Origin of the sequence: Lederbergia citri (assembly GCF_018343625.1) — a bacterium.
Classification (GTDB): Bacteria; Bacillota; Bacilli; order Bacillales; family Bacillaceae_C; genus Lederbergia; species Lederbergia citri.
On the sequence record NZ_JAGYPG010000001.1, the window covers coordinates 846876 to 862064 of the forward strand.

Here is a 15189-nt window from a genome sequence, read left to right on the forward strand (position 1 = left end):
CCTGAAGTTTGTTGATATTTTAGTATTTTCCGAGGAAGTGTATTCATCCAAGTTTACACTTTTCCAATGCATATATCTGAATATGAAGGGATGGGGTGCCCTTCTTTAATGAATCTTCGAATTAGTCCATTGTGACGCTTATTAAATCCGCGCTCCCACGAAGCATAGGGATGTGAAAAGTAGACATCAATCCCCAGCCCTTTTCCTTATCCGATAACATAAAAATAAAACGCCCTCTACTCAATAAGGGCGAAACAATTGAAAACCTAACTAAACATTAAATCTAAGATTCTATCAATATGAATCTCGGTTGTATTTAATTGTGGAATATCTAAGTCTTCTTTTTTTATAATCATTGGCAATTCCGTGCAGCCCAATATGACTCCTTGTATTTGATCACGTTGTACCATTTCTTTGATAATATCTAGGTAACTCTTTTTCGTTGTTTTATTCACAATCCCATTCTCTAGTTCTTCAACAATTTTCTTATGAATATACTGTTGTTCTGAAGCAGTTGGTACAACTATTTCTATTCCCTGGGAGGTAAATGCCGTTTTGAAGAAACTATGCTCCATTGTAAACTTGGTGCCGATTAGTCCGATCTTATCTAATCCTAGTTCCCGAGCTTTCTTATACGTTTCTTCAACTATACTATATAATGGAATTTGCACACGATTTTGGACTTGGTTAAACACAATATGCGGTGTGTTAGCAGAGATGATTGCAAAATCTGATCCAACTTGTTCTAGCTTCTGAACAGCTTCCACTAAATAATCCGCTAAACCCTCTAGATCGCTTTGATCAATAAACTGGAAAACTTGGTACATATTAATACTATTAATAAAAAGTTCAGGGAGTACCTCTTTACTACCTATTCTTTCCTGATATTTAGTAATAATGGTTTGATAATAATCGACTGTTGATTCAGGTCCTAAGCCACCCACCATTCCCAGTTTTTTCATTTCAATTCCTCCCAAGTATCATTATCAATCGCTTTCTTATGTCAATTCCCCTTTGCTACCTGCTTTATGTTATTCTAATTCACTTAATATTTCTCCTAGTTTTTCCAACTCTTCTTTTGTCAATGTTACACCTTTACCCATTTTCTCGTGATTTGGAGCCCAATCTCTTAGATCATACTTTGGATTGCGGCCATTCCTCAAGACAATATTTAGTACAAAGTAACTCAATGCGTTTAATGCAATTAACCCATTCTCTATATCAAGAGCAAAGCCTAAAACATACTGTAAATATTGTGTTTAACAGCAAAAAAAATCCCCTGTTACCAGGAGACAATTTTCCGGGAAGTGGATTTAACGTCTTCACTTATTGAAGAAGCAAACGGGTGCCTGATAGTGTGAAAATTCGTTAACTAGCACTAATTCAGTCTTTCCCCATTTGTCAACCCATGCAAATTTCTCTTTCTATTATAACCATTAAAATGGCAACTTCGCACATAAATAGGATAAGGAGCAAAAGTAAGGGATAGATCCCCAGTACGTTAACGCTCTTTCCTACTTGGGGTCTGGCCCTTGGACAGTTGTTTTATGCTGTATGGGCTTTCTCCAAAGCTTCAATACCCTAATCTATTTTCAACCTTATTTATCATGTCCGGAGATATTACCTCGGGGAATTACCCTACATTCCCTACATGCTTCTGAACTGTAATCATATTTAGCTTCTTTGTTGCCCTCCCCTTACTTAATTTTAAGGAAAACAAAAATATCCGCGTTGTATTGAGAACCATAGTTGTCAACGGACGTAGCTAGAATGGTCATTTTGACTTTGTCATTTTCCTGAGTAACCATCATTTTCTCTGTAGTTAACATATCTTTTCCTGAATCACTCTCAGGTTGGTTCTCAAAAATTTGATCAATCGCTTTCTTCATATCAAATCGGAATATTTCTTGTTTTTCATCCATTAAAATAAGATTCTCACTGTCATTCTTTAAAGAGTATGTTTTATTGTCTATTTCAATTGGTATTTTCAAATCGGTTTGAGAATTTTGAAAATACAAATGAATCATCCGGTCATAATTTTCAATATTTACAACGGGGCTGCGATACCAATCAAGGTGAGCAAATTTCTCTTCCGTTCTATCGATTGGTTGATCGTTTGTTTCTTCGAATCCGAACGTCTTATTAAATTTATCATAGTAAAAGATTTTTTCCGGCAGCCAATCGATTTCATCCAAATAGTTCAAGTTGTTTAAATAACTGACAGTCCTCGTAATTGTTCTCTTATCATCAATGGATATATCTGAATTCGGAACAACTTTGCCATTTTGAAGCATATCATTTTCCACCAAAGTTCTTTTTAGCAAATTTACTTGGCTAACCTTGGCAACTGTAAAAGCATCAACAGGTGGAATGATCGAAACAGCAGAGAAAGCAATCAATACAGAAGCAATCAGTCCATTTTTTTTGACAGGGAAAAAGCTGAATACCATTCCTGCTATAAGGGCGAAGATACCAAACATGATAGCGTAATACCGGCCATACGTGATACCTATTTCGCTGATTTTTAAAATCGAAGCGACCGATTGGAATAATACAATTGGTATTAATATTTTTGGAAAAACCTTCCTAAATAATGTGGCAAATTTGTCCTCAAGGTGACTCGCAAGAATATACACTAAAATAACCGTAATGGCGTAAGAAACGAGCATCGGTTCTAATAAGTTATTTGTCCAGAAATCGCCGCGGATATTTAAGATTGTATAGATAAGAAGGATAATCGTATATACGGCAGTTAATGGTATGATGATAAAAGAAATCAAGATCCCTAATGTTTTGGGACATGTGATAGCTTTGTTTACCTTTTCCTCTTGGTCACTTAGGATGATATCCTTTTTGCCTGGATATGGTGGGGTATATGATAGAAAGAAAATGGGGGCAAATAAGGAACATAAAATATTCATAATATGTGCATTTACCTTATAATTCACCTGAAAAAGAAGCTGGTCAATTGCAAAAATGATTAAATTTAGCCCCACTGCAAGAACGGATGAAAAGAGCACCGTGAGAAAAAAGGCTTTAAATGCAGACATAAAGCTTTCATTAAACGTTACCCTACTTTTGATGGCTGGGATCCAGATAAAGGCTATCATTAAGGCAAATATGGAAACAGCTGTTTTTGTACCAATTTCTAAGTTAAAGGTGGATGCGGATTGAATAGCAAAATAATAGCCAGTTGCCAAAAGAACGGATCCAACCATGAGCATGACACGTTCACTAACTTTTGTAAAAAACGTTCATACACTTGCTGGCCGATCACACTTAACAATGCCCCAACAATAAAAGTAAAAAGATATTTTAAATAATCCTCTGTTTCATTGTTGATCATATTCACGTTCACAGTAGCAATAGCCAAAAGAAAAAGCATCGTTAAAGGATACCGGTTTATAGCCTGAATAAGCCCAATCAATTTATGTTGCAAGTTTTTCATTTTCATCAACCCTTCACCCTTCTCCTTTATAACATATATATTCAATAGGTTTTACCTAAAGGCATTGGGTTTTAAAAAAATAGCTTACTAGGCGTCAGGCACCTTCACCACTTAATTACCCCGAATAATTTCACAAAAAAATTTATGTTTACATCCGTACAGATTCCTAGAACCTCTCATAACTATTTCACAGCAGTGTTCTAGACTATTTCATAAAGTTCAGTCAAGCTTATAATCGTGTATGTACTTTGAATGTCTGACAGTTTTTTTGCTGCGCTCTGTTGATCCAGCATGTATCGATACCTGATAAGATACCAACTTTGATATCTGATCTTAATGAATTACCGATAATCAACACTTCCCTTTTATTGAAACCCTTATTATGATTCATCACATAATCAAAAAACTTCGGGGATGGTTTCTGGAATCCGATGCTTTGCGAGACGAAAATGTCTTCAAAATAATCGTATTGGCCCGATGTCTTTAATCTTTTGATCTATTTGCGGGTGATGCCATTAGTAATCATAAACAAACGATGTGACTTATATAATCTTTGGCAGACATCCAAGGCCCTCTCCATCAATACCTGTTCCCCATCGCCCAATAACTCCCTTTATTGGTTTTCCCTTTCTAAACGATCCACAACTTTTCCCAGTTTTGAAATGGTTTCTGAAAACCTGGTGTTCAATACTATATCGAGTAGAATTTTACCATTTTCGTAATCCCCCCATAGTTGGCCGTTAATAGATCGATACAGCTGGGAAAATTCATCCGAAAACGTATAGCCGTATTGCTTCCAAAAAGTGTTGTAAACCGATTCGTCTGCCGGTCGAAAGAACCCATTCTGAATTGTACTGGAATTTAGACAGTGCCAGGAACATGTAAAGTGCCAGTCCTCCACTACTTTAAATCTTTATAGTAGAAGAGGTCTGGCACTTGATCCCCGAGGATTTGTTATGTGATTTTAATTCCAGCTTTTTGGGATTATGGTTGTACATCATCCTGCATAGCTTGAAGGTTTATAAGTGCTCTTTCCATATGCCCCACCGAATCTTCTACGCGCAAATGAGCGTCAAATAAAGGCTCACCAGAATTAAAGTTTCCTTTCAGTTCTCTTCCCTGGGCCTGTAAAATCCGCTCCTGTAGTTCATGTAATTGTTGTTTCACCTCTTGAACAGCTTCAATATCAGCATTATTTCTAGCGGCAATTGCTTCTTGTTCAAGTTTACGGGAAAGTTCGATAAGCTCCCAGTTCTCTCTAGCATTCGTCATACAGCATTCCTCCCAAATATTCTCGACCATATCTTTAGCTAATTTTCATTTTTGTAGACTCTTTTCTTAACTAAATATTTTTGTAAAATAAAGGAAATCACATCCAATACCTTCTCCCTAAATTATTGTGTTTACATTCCAAAAAAATAGAGGGAGGTTTATGGATTCCATATGTTTTGGCAGAATCTTTGGCCGAGTAAATAAGCACTCTCTATCTGCTCTGATGTAAAGTGACAAAAAAGTTGTTTAATTTACAATAAAGCCTTTTAAAAAATAATAAAGTTATTTAAAAGAATGCGAGTTACTCTAATCAACAATCGGATTATTGTGAAGTATAGACATATAAATACCGGGTAAGTTAATTTAATACTAAAATTAATTTAAGCCCACGATTATAAAGAGTGGCTATATGACGAGTAGGTACAAATAACAAAAATACTAATACATTTTTCAAACACTTAGGTATTAGGATTTTTTAGGTTTTTTTAATGAAGCTGCCTGTAGAAACGGTAGCTTTATTACATTAATGGTGGATTTATTCGACGTAGTTGGCTAGTAAAATGTCGTCCTTTGCTAGTTACAAGTTAACATTGAATCGGTAATATAATATCTGTCCTGTTAACTAGGCAGAATGCAATCACAACCCAAACAAGTGAATGTGCAGATAGCTAAAGGAGGACCTATTATGAAGTCTCATACTCGTATTAAAATCCCAGCAGGATTTTGGGCAGGCATACATCAATTAGGAATTGCCCCCCACGACGTGGTTCGAAAAGCACGGCTGCCACTAACCATTATTACTAGCCCTTTTGTCACCACCGACCAATATTTCAAGATTTGGCAGGCTTATTCGGATCTCATTGATGACACTGCCGAAGGAATTATCAAGCTTGCGACCGTCTTTGAAACAGCGCATTACCCACCAGCAGTCTTAGCCACTTACTATGCTCGTGACTACCGTGACGCTCTAAAACGAATGGCACGGTACAAACAACTGTGTCCCCCTGAAAGCTTACGTATCAGCGAGAGAGGTGAGTACTGTACAATCGAGCTAGATTGGTTGTATACCGAGCAATCAGGTCCACCGATGCTGGTTGGAATCACACTGGCATTTCTTTTGGAACTTGGACGTCGTGGCACAGGTCAACCGTTGATGGCAAGGTTTGTCGAATTTACGCACTCAATGGGCGACATACAGACACTTGAAGGTTTCTTCGGCTGCGATATCCGGATTGGTGCAAATTGTAACAGGTTGACGCTACATCGAGGAGATTTGGACCTCCCTTTTGTCTCGTACAATGAAGAGTTGCTGGAGATTCTGACTCCCGTATTGGACAAATCGTTGGATGAGCAGCAACGCAGTCGCTCAATCACCGAAATGGTAACGTGGATCATGAAACGTAGCTTAACAGGAGGGCGCCCTGACATTCAGACTGTCGCAAGAGAGTTCCGACATGAGTTGGCTCGAGAGTACTTGGCAGACCCCTCGTTAGATATTAAAGAAATAGCCTTCATGCTTGGATATGAAGACCAAAACTCGTTCTACCGCGCTTTCCGCATTTGGGAAGGAGATACTCCCTTAAATTGGCGTACGGAACATTTAGATACAAACTCGATAAATTAACTTTGTCTTAAAAGTAAATTATTTAACACAATTAAAAAAAATAACCTAATTATTACCTCAAAGAGTAGGAGCGTAATTATAGTAACTTTTTATACTCATAAAAGATAAATGAAATGGAGAAATGTATTCATGGATATGGGATTAAACAATAAAACAGCTTTAGTTACAGGATCAACGAAAGGTATAGGTAAAGCAATTTCCATTGAACTCGCCAAAGAAGGTGTCAATGTGCTAATTAATGGACGAAATTTTGAAGAGGTAGAACGAATTGTAAATGAAATTAAATCGGATTTCCCGGCTACCTCTCCTCAAAATGCTACAGACGATATTGTCGATATTCAACAAAGAGAAGCTTTATTTAAAAAATACCCCACTATTGATATTTTGGTTAACAATATGGGTATTTATGAAATTATGCAATATGAGGACATTGACGATGATGTATGGGAAAAATACTTCCGTACTAATGTTCTTGCTGCAAATGGATTATCTAAATTTTATTTACCTAAAATGTTTAAAAATGATTATGGTCGAATTATCTTTATTGCGAGTGAAGAAGCAATCATGCCTTCAGGACAAATGCCTCAGTATTGTATGACAAAATCAATGCTATTATCATTGTCAAAAAGCTTATCTAAATTAACAATAGGAACAGAAGTTACAGTCAATACAATCATGCCTGGACCAACACTCTCTGAAAATGTTCATCAAATAATTGAAGGTATATACCCTAATAAAGATATGACTTTTTCAGAAAAAGAGAAAGAATTTATGACTACAAACCTACCTCAATCTGAAATACAACGATTTATCAAGCCAATTGAAATAGGTAGATTAACTACATTTGTATGTAGTCCTTATGCATCCGCATTTAAAGGTTCTCCTATCCGTATGGATGGGGGAATGGTACCGACTATTTTTTAACATCTTTCTATTTCAAATATTGTATATAAGTATAGCAAACGTATAATAATAGGATGCTCTAATACAATAGAATTGGAGTTTCCTATTTCCTTTCTTAATCCACAAAATGTATAACTTAGATTATTAAACAACTTATTGTTATACTTTTTGTATAGTTAAGTATCTTACATCAAGAATTAATCAACTATATTTCAAACCCCGTCTAAATTTGGAACGGGGTTATGCTTGATTGAGTTTTAAAATTAAATAACTTTATTGTCATTTTACATCTGAGTCATTAGATTGTGTGCTTACTCCTCTCAGAACCGTGCGAGCGGAACTACCGCACACCGCTCCTCTTACCATCATTCACATGGTATAACTAATCTCATCTCTAACGTCGTAAATGCTTACTTTCGCCTTGAGTCTAGCTAAGGAGTATTTCTTCATGAACTGAATGAACTTCCCAGCTTAAAAACTTAAAAGTCACTCGAAAGTTAGCTGCAATCAAAAGGTGTATACAAGCAATAATTTTTACGAAAACAACCTTATTTATAAAATACTTTCTCCACGTTATATTTCGACTGGAGTTTATTAATGATATACGTTTCATATATTTCTCGTTCCATTGGATCTTCTACTAAACAAATATCGATTTTATATACTTCGTCTCTGTGCCTTTTAATAGGTGAAACTGTATCTTCAAAATGTTTTTTAATTCTTTGACGTAGTTTCCGTGCTTTTCCAATAAAAAGAAGCTCATCCTTATTATTAAAAAATAAGAAAATGCCGCCTTTATCTCGTGGTATTAGGTGAAAATCAATAAAACCATAAATATCCTTGATTTCTGGTTCATTTTCTTTCGGATTTTGTTTCCGTTTTGTAATCGTAATATCTGGAGTTGGTATGCTAATTTTTATCATGTTTCATCACGTCCTCTTTTTGTATAGTGCTAAATGCTATCATTTCTAGGAAAGAAATACGATTTAACAGTTAATTCACGTCCTTGCTTCTTTCTTCTATTCTCTCTACAAGTTTAAATAAAAATCGATAAATTAACCGAAAAACTTCCTCTAATAACATCTCCTCTTGGAACCCATTCACATAATTCAAGGCGAAATTCAAGTCCCATAAACCATCATTTTGATTAAACATTAATTCAAATCTTGCATCATCTCCATGTAAATCCTTACTTAAGTTTTCTTTAATAGATGTCTCAAACCTTTTCTGTAGCTTCAATCCTACCATGACGTCGTATGTTCCAAATACATCATTCACTTCCAACGAAATTGCATCGACGCCGATTAGTTCCAACCAACTAGATTCTAAGTATAGAAATTCATTTTTGTGTTTTTGCAGGTAGTCCATCGGGTGTGCTAAAAAAGCGAATGATTCTTTAGAAAGAGTTTCTTCTGTTTCTTTGTCACATCTTTCTATATAAGCTTCTTGGAAACGTGTAGTAGGATCTTTTTCTATTAATGTAATGTCGTTTGAAATCAATTCATGTTTCACCATATACTCTTTTTCCTCAGGATATATCTCCAGCTTTTTCCCTTGATTCAATTCTGAAGAAATGAATTGTTGCATTAGTTTATGTAACATAGGTGTCTCCTCCTATTATTATCAACTCTTTAGCGCGAACGTTTTCTACCTCTTGTTGTAGTACCTGCATTCCCTTTTGGTCGACTATTATTAGTTTTTCTACTAGAAGAAGGTGTTGCAGATTTTTTACGACCTTCCGAGCGTTTACCAGATTGTTGCTTGCTGCCTACTCTCTCATAATCCTCACGATCAGGGATACTGACTCCTTTAATCACTTGTATTTCCAATCTTTGATGAATCCCTTTTTCAATCATTCGTAGGAACTCAAGGTCCTTAGGAGCCACTAACGTAATGGCAACTCCATCGACACCTGCACGGCCAGTTCGTCCAATCCGGTGAACATAGCTTTCCACATCATGTGGAATATCATAGTTGTAGACATGTGTCACCCCTTCTACATCAAGTCCCCTTGCAGCAACGTCTGTTGCTACTAAAAACTGAGTTTTCGCATCACGAAAACGTTTCATCGCTTTTTCCCGTTTAGACTGCGATAAATCACCGTGCAACTCGTCTGATTCGTACCCGTTGGCAATCAAAGCTTCGTGAAGCTTGCTGGCACGAATTTTTGTACGACAAAATATTATCGCTAAAAAAGGACGATGTTCTTCGATTAAATGGAATAAAGTTGCTTGTTTTCTCCGATCAGTTGTTTCAATAACTACTTGTTTAATCTCCTCAACCGTTACTTTTTTAGCTTTCACTTCAATGTATTCTGGCTCTACCATATATTTTTTTGCAAGAGATTTAATTTCATTTGGGATTGTCGCAGAGAAGAGCATTGTTTGTCTGGAAGAAAGTGTTTCTTGTATGATGTCATCTACCTCTGGAAGAAAACCCATATGTAACATTTGGTCCGCTTCATCTAACACAAGCATCCCAACCGTTGAAAGGTCAATTGTGCCACGGCGAATATGATCTAATAACCGCCCAGGAGTTGCAACAACAATATGTTGACCACTTTTTAACTTTTTTAATTGGTGCTCCACATCTTGACCACCGTACACAGCTAACACATGGATGCCTTCTACGTTCTCCATCATTCTCTTAATTTCTTTTGAAATTTGCTGAGCCAATTCTCTTGTGGGAGTTAAAATAAGTGCTTGAACATCCGATTTGTGCACATCTATCTTTTCAAGAATGGGAAGAACAAAAGCCAACGTCTTTCCTGTTCCCGTTTGTGCTTTTGCAATAACATCCTTCCCCTCCAGTACGGATGGGATCGTCCGTTCTTGGATAGAAGTAGGAGTTACTATTCCTAATGACTTTAATGTAAAGTTAATTTCTTTTCGAATACCAAGTTGTAAGAAGTCAAGCAAGGCTAATCACGTCTCTTTTCTTATATGAATGCCGTTGTATTTGTACAAAGGCTTATTTACTATAGCACATTGGTTAGTATTTACAGAGTGATTCGGAATATTATTTTTGTATTTCAATGGATGTGGTTCTTTTTTGAAAAAAAGGGGCCTTACCCCAGGTGCGGTAATGATTTAAGCAATATCAAACCTGGGGTCAGGCACTGTGATCCTGTCCATGCAAGTCTAATAAAAACCCAGTTAATAGAAACTGCATTGAAAAGAGATCCTGATTTAAGAAAGACACTAGAGGTCAATTTCCCAATTCCACCGCATGCAGCAGAGCTTAGAGATCTTCTTATATGGTATTGTTCTTAGCATCTGATGAGTCTAGTTATGCTACAGGAAGTGAATTTGTTGTGGATTGAGGATTGAGTTCTAAATAATGGATAATGATCAACTAATCTTGTTAAAAAGATACTAACTAAAGCGTATAAAGTGTAGTTTTAAAAATTTAATAGATTAAAAGAAAGGTTGATTTTAACTTCTATAAGTAAGATCATCATTGTTTATCTACCTTGTTAAAGTAGTATGCACTTCTATTTATACCAGAGAAAGCGTAGGTATAACTTTCACCTCTAAAAGAATAGCATGACTAAAGTTGCTATTATCGTTGGTAGTCTTCGTACAAATTCTTTTCAAATTAATAATATAGCAAAAAAAAGGTGATTTCTTGAGATTGAAAATCGCCCTTTTAAAATTTAGCTTATTGTACTAAAGAAGCATTAGTTTAGTAAAAATATTCAATAAATAGTACAGTAAGTATTAATATTAGATTGGTTTACTTTTGTTTAGTAACTTTAAAGCAGCCTTTCTCACTTCAGGGTTTGTTCCTGCTAAAGCTAAAGCTCCTCCACCTACTCCTACCCAGACCAAACCAACCATCCATTTTTTGAAACCACTATCTGTTTGAATAGCTTTATCAACCATCCTCTCAATACGGTCATTTAGATTATCTCTAGCTTCTTGAGTTAAATTAGGATCTTTTATTTGTTCTGAAAAAATCTCTATTGCTCTGTCAATTATACTAAATACCTTTTCTTGTGATTTCAGACCCATTTCTCCAATTTTGCTAACTCCTTCTAATATTGCAGGAGCATATTTTTGTAAGATTTCAAGTTCTATCGGGGTTAATTTGGTTAGGTCAAAATTGTTTTCTTGGAGTTTTATTAAGGTTTTATCAAATTCTATATTTCACTCATAGATACACCTCTAAATTCGTTATTTTATACTATTATATAATAAAAAGTTTTTGAATACTGTAATTACATAAAACTTTCTTATTCAACCTACTTCGTTAGTGTAAGTAGAAACCTTCACAATCTTAATAAGGTAAAGTCTATTGAAACATTATCAAATCACTGTTAGATTAGAAGTTCATAATGTCTCATAAGACTCGAATCAAAATGCTTAGCGTTGTAATCGCATTTTTCTGATGGTACCCCATATATTAAGGTTTAAGTATTGTGTTTCAAAACCGTTGAGTTTTGATACTTATTTATTTTTTTATTAAAGTATAAAAAACCAGATTCATAATATAGAGGAAGAGCTCATTTCTTGGTATTCTGAATAAAATAATAGACAGAACAACAAAGCAAAAATATTCATCTCAAAAAAATTATTAAACCGTATAGTCCGAGCCGCCCCCCCCTTTTCTTCGCATCTTCCGTTACTTCCCTTAAATCCTTGCTATTAGTAAACTTTTGGCCATATAACTCCTTCATTAACGCACATTCTATATTTTCACTATTACATAAATCACTCAGTTAACTTCATGTCATTTTTAACAATTTAAGGGTTAAAAACAACCTTACTTTAAGATTTTTAATCAGCAATTTTTTAGTAAGAACCTATACCCTTACACGAAAAAAATAGCCACATAACCCTTAAACCCTTTTATATCAGGGTTTACAAGGTTATGTGGTTTTATTTTGGACAGTTAGGGGTATCCCCCTAGCTACCTTATGCGATTTTTCGCGAACGACCCGGACGCTGTCACCATTTTGAAAAGATGTGACCCGCCCTAGAGTATCAGTTTACTTAATCAGTTGTTTTGCGTAAGGTAATAGTTCTTCTAGCTTTTCCACAATTCGTTTCTGTTCTTCGAGTGGAGGGAGAGGTATTGCAACTTCTTTCATTGCTGCTAATGATACATTCTTTATCGTTGTTCCGGTTGCTTTTTTAAATGCGTAATCTAGAAAATACTTTGTTTTTATAACCCAATACAAATAGTATTTAAAATCTTCAATAATCAAGTTGAAATAACAAGCACTTTTTCCGAGCACTACTTTTTCTCCACCATAGAATGCAACATTACCAATAGTCCCATTAATAGAAACTAGAACGGTACTTTCATTCAATTCCCTTTTGTGTTTAATGAATTGGTCTTCATTAACTCTCTTAGTGTTATCTTTGAACTCAATTTTACCGTCGTTTAAATTATTTCCATTTATAAAGTAGTAATCACCTTTGTCATCATATACAGGTGTCCCATGTATCCCATCTCCTAAAATAGAAACAATCTCACCCAACCTAACCCACTTCCAATTTTCAGGAATATCATATGGTATCTCATCCTCTGTAATCACCGGAAGTGCCTTCGTCTTTTTAATCTTGCCTTCCTTAATCAGCTTTGCTTTTTCTTCTTGAATCTGCTGAAACAGTTCTTCAGCAGTACCCTCTTCATCTAGCTGTTCAACCAGTTTGCCTTGGATCGCATATTGTAAAATAGATTTTTGCATATCCTCCGGGAACTTTTTATTCAGTTCTTCCACTTTAGAATAGGCTTTATCGTATTTCTCCACATACGGGATTAATTCTTCAATCTTTGCTACAATCCGCTTTTGTTCTTTAAGTGGGGGGAGAGGTAAAACGAAATTTCTCAACCTATCTTGTGTAATTTGATTAATTGTAGTAGTACCTGTTTCGGGCAACAGTGCATTTCTAAAGTAAGTTGAGTTAATTACATGTAAGACGTACTCATTACAAATACTTCGATAAATTGCCATAAATGCTCCAAAACTCATGCCCTCTTTGTCGATTATTGCTGCCTTCCCAACAAGTCTTTTACTACCGTTTCTTGCGCATATTAAAATGTCACCCGATTTACACATTTTATTCTCAGGAATAGACATTTCTACCTTTACGATATCATCATAGACCAATTCACCGTTATAAATATTACTCGACCTCAAAACAATTGTTCCATTATTAGATATACTAGATGGTTTATATGTTAACCCTATATTAGTTTCTCCAACTTCTCCTAACCTCACCCACTTCCAACTTGCAGGTATATCAAAAGATATTTCATCCTCAGTGATTTCTGGAAGGTTCTTTGATTTTTTAACCTTGCCTTCCCTAACCAACTTTGATTTTTCCTCTTTAATCTGCTGATACAGCTTTTCAGCAGTTCCTTCCTCTTCTCTTTGTTCTACTAGCCTACCTTGAACGGCTAGCTGTAGAATGCTATTTTTTAAATCCTGTGCATTCATATTAATTACCTCCAAGCATTGAAGTAATCTGTTCTAATACTTGGTCGATTTCAGCATTAAGAGAAGCACGTTTTTCTTGATACTCTTGAATCAAATCCATTGGCTCTAAGATTACTTCTTCCTCATGAGGAAAGCCACATAAGTCAATATTATAGCTTCTTTCTTCAATCTCACTGATGGAATATTTCTTCGCTTTCGGAAAGCCATCCGATTCGATTTCTTCACGATTATCCCACCAATTGAGAGCTTCACTAAAGTGCTCCAGCTTCATAGGTCTAGTCTTTGAGAAGTTCTTATATCCTTCAGGAATATCTACCCGATAGAACCAAGTTTCTTCTGTAGGCTGGGTATTATCAAAGAACAAGATGTTCGTTCTGATTGATGTATATGGTGCAAATACACTATGCGGCATGCGAATAACAGTGTGGAGGTTAAATTCACTGAATAATTTCTTCTTGATATTGAATTTAGCATTATCTGTACCAAACAAGAATCCATCCGGCAAGATAACCGCTGCTCGACCATTTTTCTTAAGTCGATACATGATCACATTCATAAATAAATCAGCTGTTTCAGAACTTCTCAGTTCCATTGGGAAGTTGACCTTGACGCTATCTTTCTCACTTCCTCCGTAAGGAGGATTCATCAAAATCACATCAAAAGGTTCCATTTTACGAAGCTCTTTATAGTCTATTTCTAATGCATTCCCATGAAGTATGTTGGGATCATCTATATCATGAATTAGCATATTGGTAACACACAGCATATGTGGCAATGATTTCTTCTCAATACCATACACGGACTTGTTATAAATTTTACTATTTTCAAGTGAGCTCCCAACTTGTTTATCTAGTGCATTTAAGGTAGATGTCAAAAAGCCCCCAGTACCGCAGGCAAAGTCGGCAATATTCTCACCTAATATTGGTTTAACCACTTCGACCATAAAGTCTGTTACAGCTCTCGGCGTATAGAACTCACCAGCATTCCCTGCACTTTGTAAGTCCTTAAGAAACGATTCATAGATTGCACCAAATTCATGGCGCTCTTTATATTCTGTGAAGTCGATCTCATCAATTATATTAATAACTTGACGAAGGAGTACACCATCTTTTTGGTAGTTGTTGGCATCTTCAAATGCGGATTTTACGATGATTTGGCTCATCGGAGTTTCTTCATCAATTTCTAAATTCTTAAGGGTAGGAAACAGTTTGTTGTTTACAAAATCAAGTAATGAATCCCCTGTAAGTGCCTCACCATCTTTTCGATCCACTGCCCAATCCCTCCATTTTAATCCTTCCGGAATAATGGACTTGTAGTTGTCATCATAAAGTTCCCATGCTTCTTCCTTTGCATCATATATTTTTAAGAAAAGAATCCACACGATTTGCTCGATTCTCTGTGCATCTCCATTAACGCCTGAATCATTTCGCATGACATCTTGAATTCTCTTTACAAAATTACTAATCGCCATAATCTATACCTGCCTTGTCTTGT

13 protein-coding genes and 2 pseudogenes are annotated in these 15189 nt (G+C 35.7%); 2 read left to right on the forward strand and 13 right to left on the reverse strand.

Annotation, left to right across the window (positions count from 1 at the left end; genetic code table 11):
- Positions 1–56 precede the first annotated feature (56 nt).
- From KHA97_RS23840 to KHA97_RS04315, 7 genes and pseudogenes are all read right to left on the reverse strand, one after another.
- Positions 57–185 (reverse strand): annotated as a pseudogene (locus tag KHA97_RS23840) (IS30 family transposase); the annotation flags it as partial.
- A gap of 81 nt (positions 186–266) precedes the next feature.
- Entirely contained in the window at positions 267–962 is a 696-nt protein-coding gene (locus KHA97_RS04290) for an aspartate/glutamate racemase family protein (protein WP_213123492.1), read from the reverse strand.
- A gap of 69 nt (positions 963–1031) precedes the next feature.
- A pseudogene (locus tag KHA97_RS04295) lies at positions 1032–1175 on the reverse strand (PC4/YdbC family ssDNA-binding protein); the annotation flags it as partial.
- A gap of 522 nt (positions 1176–1697) precedes the next feature.
- Positions 1698–3224, reverse strand: a complete 1527-nt coding sequence (locus tag KHA97_RS04300; RefSeq protein WP_213123493.1) for a DUF4153 domain-containing protein — start codon at positions 3222–3224, stop codon at positions 1698–1700.
- Positions 3149–3454, reverse strand: a complete 306-nt coding sequence (locus KHA97_RS04305; RefSeq protein ID WP_213123494.1) for a hypothetical protein — start codon at positions 3452–3454, stop codon at positions 3149–3151. The genes KHA97_RS04300 and KHA97_RS04305 overlap by 76 nt, the downstream gene beginning before the upstream one ends.
- 223 nt (positions 3455–3677) lie before the next feature.
- Positions 3678–3944, reverse strand: a complete 267-nt coding sequence (locus KHA97_RS23845) for an HAD-IA family hydrolase (protein ID WP_325167425.1) — start codon at positions 3942–3944, stop codon at positions 3678–3680.
- A gap of 488 nt (positions 3945–4432) precedes the next feature.
- Entirely contained in the window at positions 4433–4720 is a 288-nt protein-coding gene (locus tag KHA97_RS04315; protein WP_213123495.1) for a hypothetical protein, read from the reverse strand.
- A gap of 685 nt (positions 4721–5405) precedes the next feature.
- Between KHA97_RS04315 and KHA97_RS04320 the strand changes: the two genes are divergently transcribed.
- Both KHA97_RS04320 and KHA97_RS04325 read left to right on the forward strand, forming a co-directional pair.
- Complete coding sequence (locus tag KHA97_RS04320) at positions 5406–6344, forward strand: AraC family transcriptional regulator (RefSeq protein ID WP_213123496.1); 939 nt, start codon at positions 5406–5408, stop codon at positions 6342–6344.
- A gap of 129 nt (positions 6345–6473) precedes the next feature.
- On the forward strand, positions 6474–7268 hold the full coding sequence (locus KHA97_RS04325; RefSeq protein ID WP_213123497.1) for an SDR family NAD(P)-dependent oxidoreductase: 795 nt from the start codon (positions 6474–6476) through the stop codon (positions 7266–7268).
- Between the two features lie 527 nt (positions 7269–7795).
- On the opposite strand, the gene KHA97_RS04330 is transcribed toward KHA97_RS04325, so the two are convergent.
- The 6 genes from KHA97_RS04330 to KHA97_RS04355 all read right to left on the reverse strand — a co-directional run bounded on the left by KHA97_RS04330 (position 7796) and on the right by KHA97_RS04355 (position 15166).
- On the reverse strand, positions 7796–8170 hold the full coding sequence (locus tag KHA97_RS04330; protein WP_213123498.1) for a nucleotide excision repair endonuclease: 375 nt from the start codon (positions 8168–8170) through the stop codon (positions 7796–7798).
- Positions 8171–8240: 70 nt separating this feature from the next.
- Positions 8241–8849: a branched-chain amino acid aminotransferase gene (locus KHA97_RS04335; RefSeq protein ID WP_213123499.1), complete on the reverse strand. Its 609-nt coding sequence runs from the start codon at positions 8847–8849 to the stop codon at positions 8241–8243.
- A gap of 29 nt (positions 8850–8878) precedes the next feature.
- Positions 8879–10165, reverse strand: a complete 1287-nt coding sequence (locus KHA97_RS04340) for a DEAD/DEAH box helicase (RefSeq protein ID WP_213123500.1) — start codon at positions 10163–10165, stop codon at positions 8879–8881.
- 807 nt (positions 10166–10972) lie between these two features.
- Positions 10973–11260, reverse strand: a complete 288-nt coding sequence (locus tag KHA97_RS04345; RefSeq protein WP_233713289.1) for a hypothetical protein — start codon at positions 11258–11260, stop codon at positions 10973–10975.
- 977 nt (positions 11261–12237) lie between these two features.
- Positions 12238–13695, reverse strand: coding sequence for a restriction endonuclease subunit S (locus KHA97_RS04350; protein WP_213123501.1), 1458 nt, complete (start codon positions 13693–13695; stop codon positions 12238–12240).
- A 1-nt stretch (position 13696) separates the two neighbouring features.
- Positions 13697–15166, reverse strand: a complete 1470-nt coding sequence (locus tag KHA97_RS04355) for a class I SAM-dependent DNA methyltransferase (RefSeq protein WP_213123502.1) — start codon at positions 15164–15166, stop codon at positions 13697–13699.
- Between the last annotated feature and the right edge of the window lie 23 nt (positions 15167–15189).

Bases quoted from the DNA above. Each gene is read 5' to 3' on its own strand.
- KHA97_RS04290 (WP_213123492.1), bottom strand. From the start codon at position 962: ATGAAAAAACTGGGAATGGTGGGTGGCTTAGGACCTGAATCAACAGTC.
- KHA97_RS04300 (WP_213123493.1), bottom strand. From the start codon at position 3,224: ATGCTCATGGTTGGATCCGTTCTTTTGGCAACTGGCTATTATTTTGCT.
- KHA97_RS04305 (WP_213123494.1), bottom strand. From the start codon at position 3,454: ATGAAAATGAAAAACTTGCAACATAAATTGATTGGGCTTATTCAGGCT.
- KHA97_RS04315 (WP_213123495.1), bottom strand. From the start codon at position 4,720: ATGACGAATGCTAGAGAGAACTGGGAGCTTATCGAACTTTCCCGTAAA.
- KHA97_RS04320 (WP_213123496.1), top strand. From the start codon at position 5,406: ATGAAGTCTCATACTCGTATTAAAATCCCAGCAGGATTTTGGGCAGGC.
- KHA97_RS04325 (WP_213123497.1), top strand. From the start codon at position 6,474: ATGGATATGGGATTAAACAATAAAACAGCTTTAGTTACAGGATCAACG.
- KHA97_RS04330 (WP_213123498.1), bottom strand. From the start codon at position 8,170: ATGATAAAAATTAGCATACCAACTCCAGATATTACGATTACAAAACGG.
- KHA97_RS04335 (WP_213123499.1), bottom strand. From the start codon at position 8,849: ATGTTACATAAACTAATGCAACAATTCATTTCTTCAGAATTGAATCAA.
- KHA97_RS04345 (WP_233713289.1), bottom strand. From the start codon at position 11,260: ATGGGTCTGAAATCACAAGAAAAGGTATTTAGTATAATTGACAGAGCA.
- KHA97_RS04350 (WP_213123501.1), bottom strand. From the start codon at position 13,695: ATGAATGCACAGGATTTAAAAAATAGCATTCTACAGCTAGCCGTTCAA.
- KHA97_RS04355 (WP_213123502.1), bottom strand. From the start codon at position 15,166: ATGGCGATTAGTAATTTTGTAAAGAGAATTCAAGATGTCATGCGAAAT.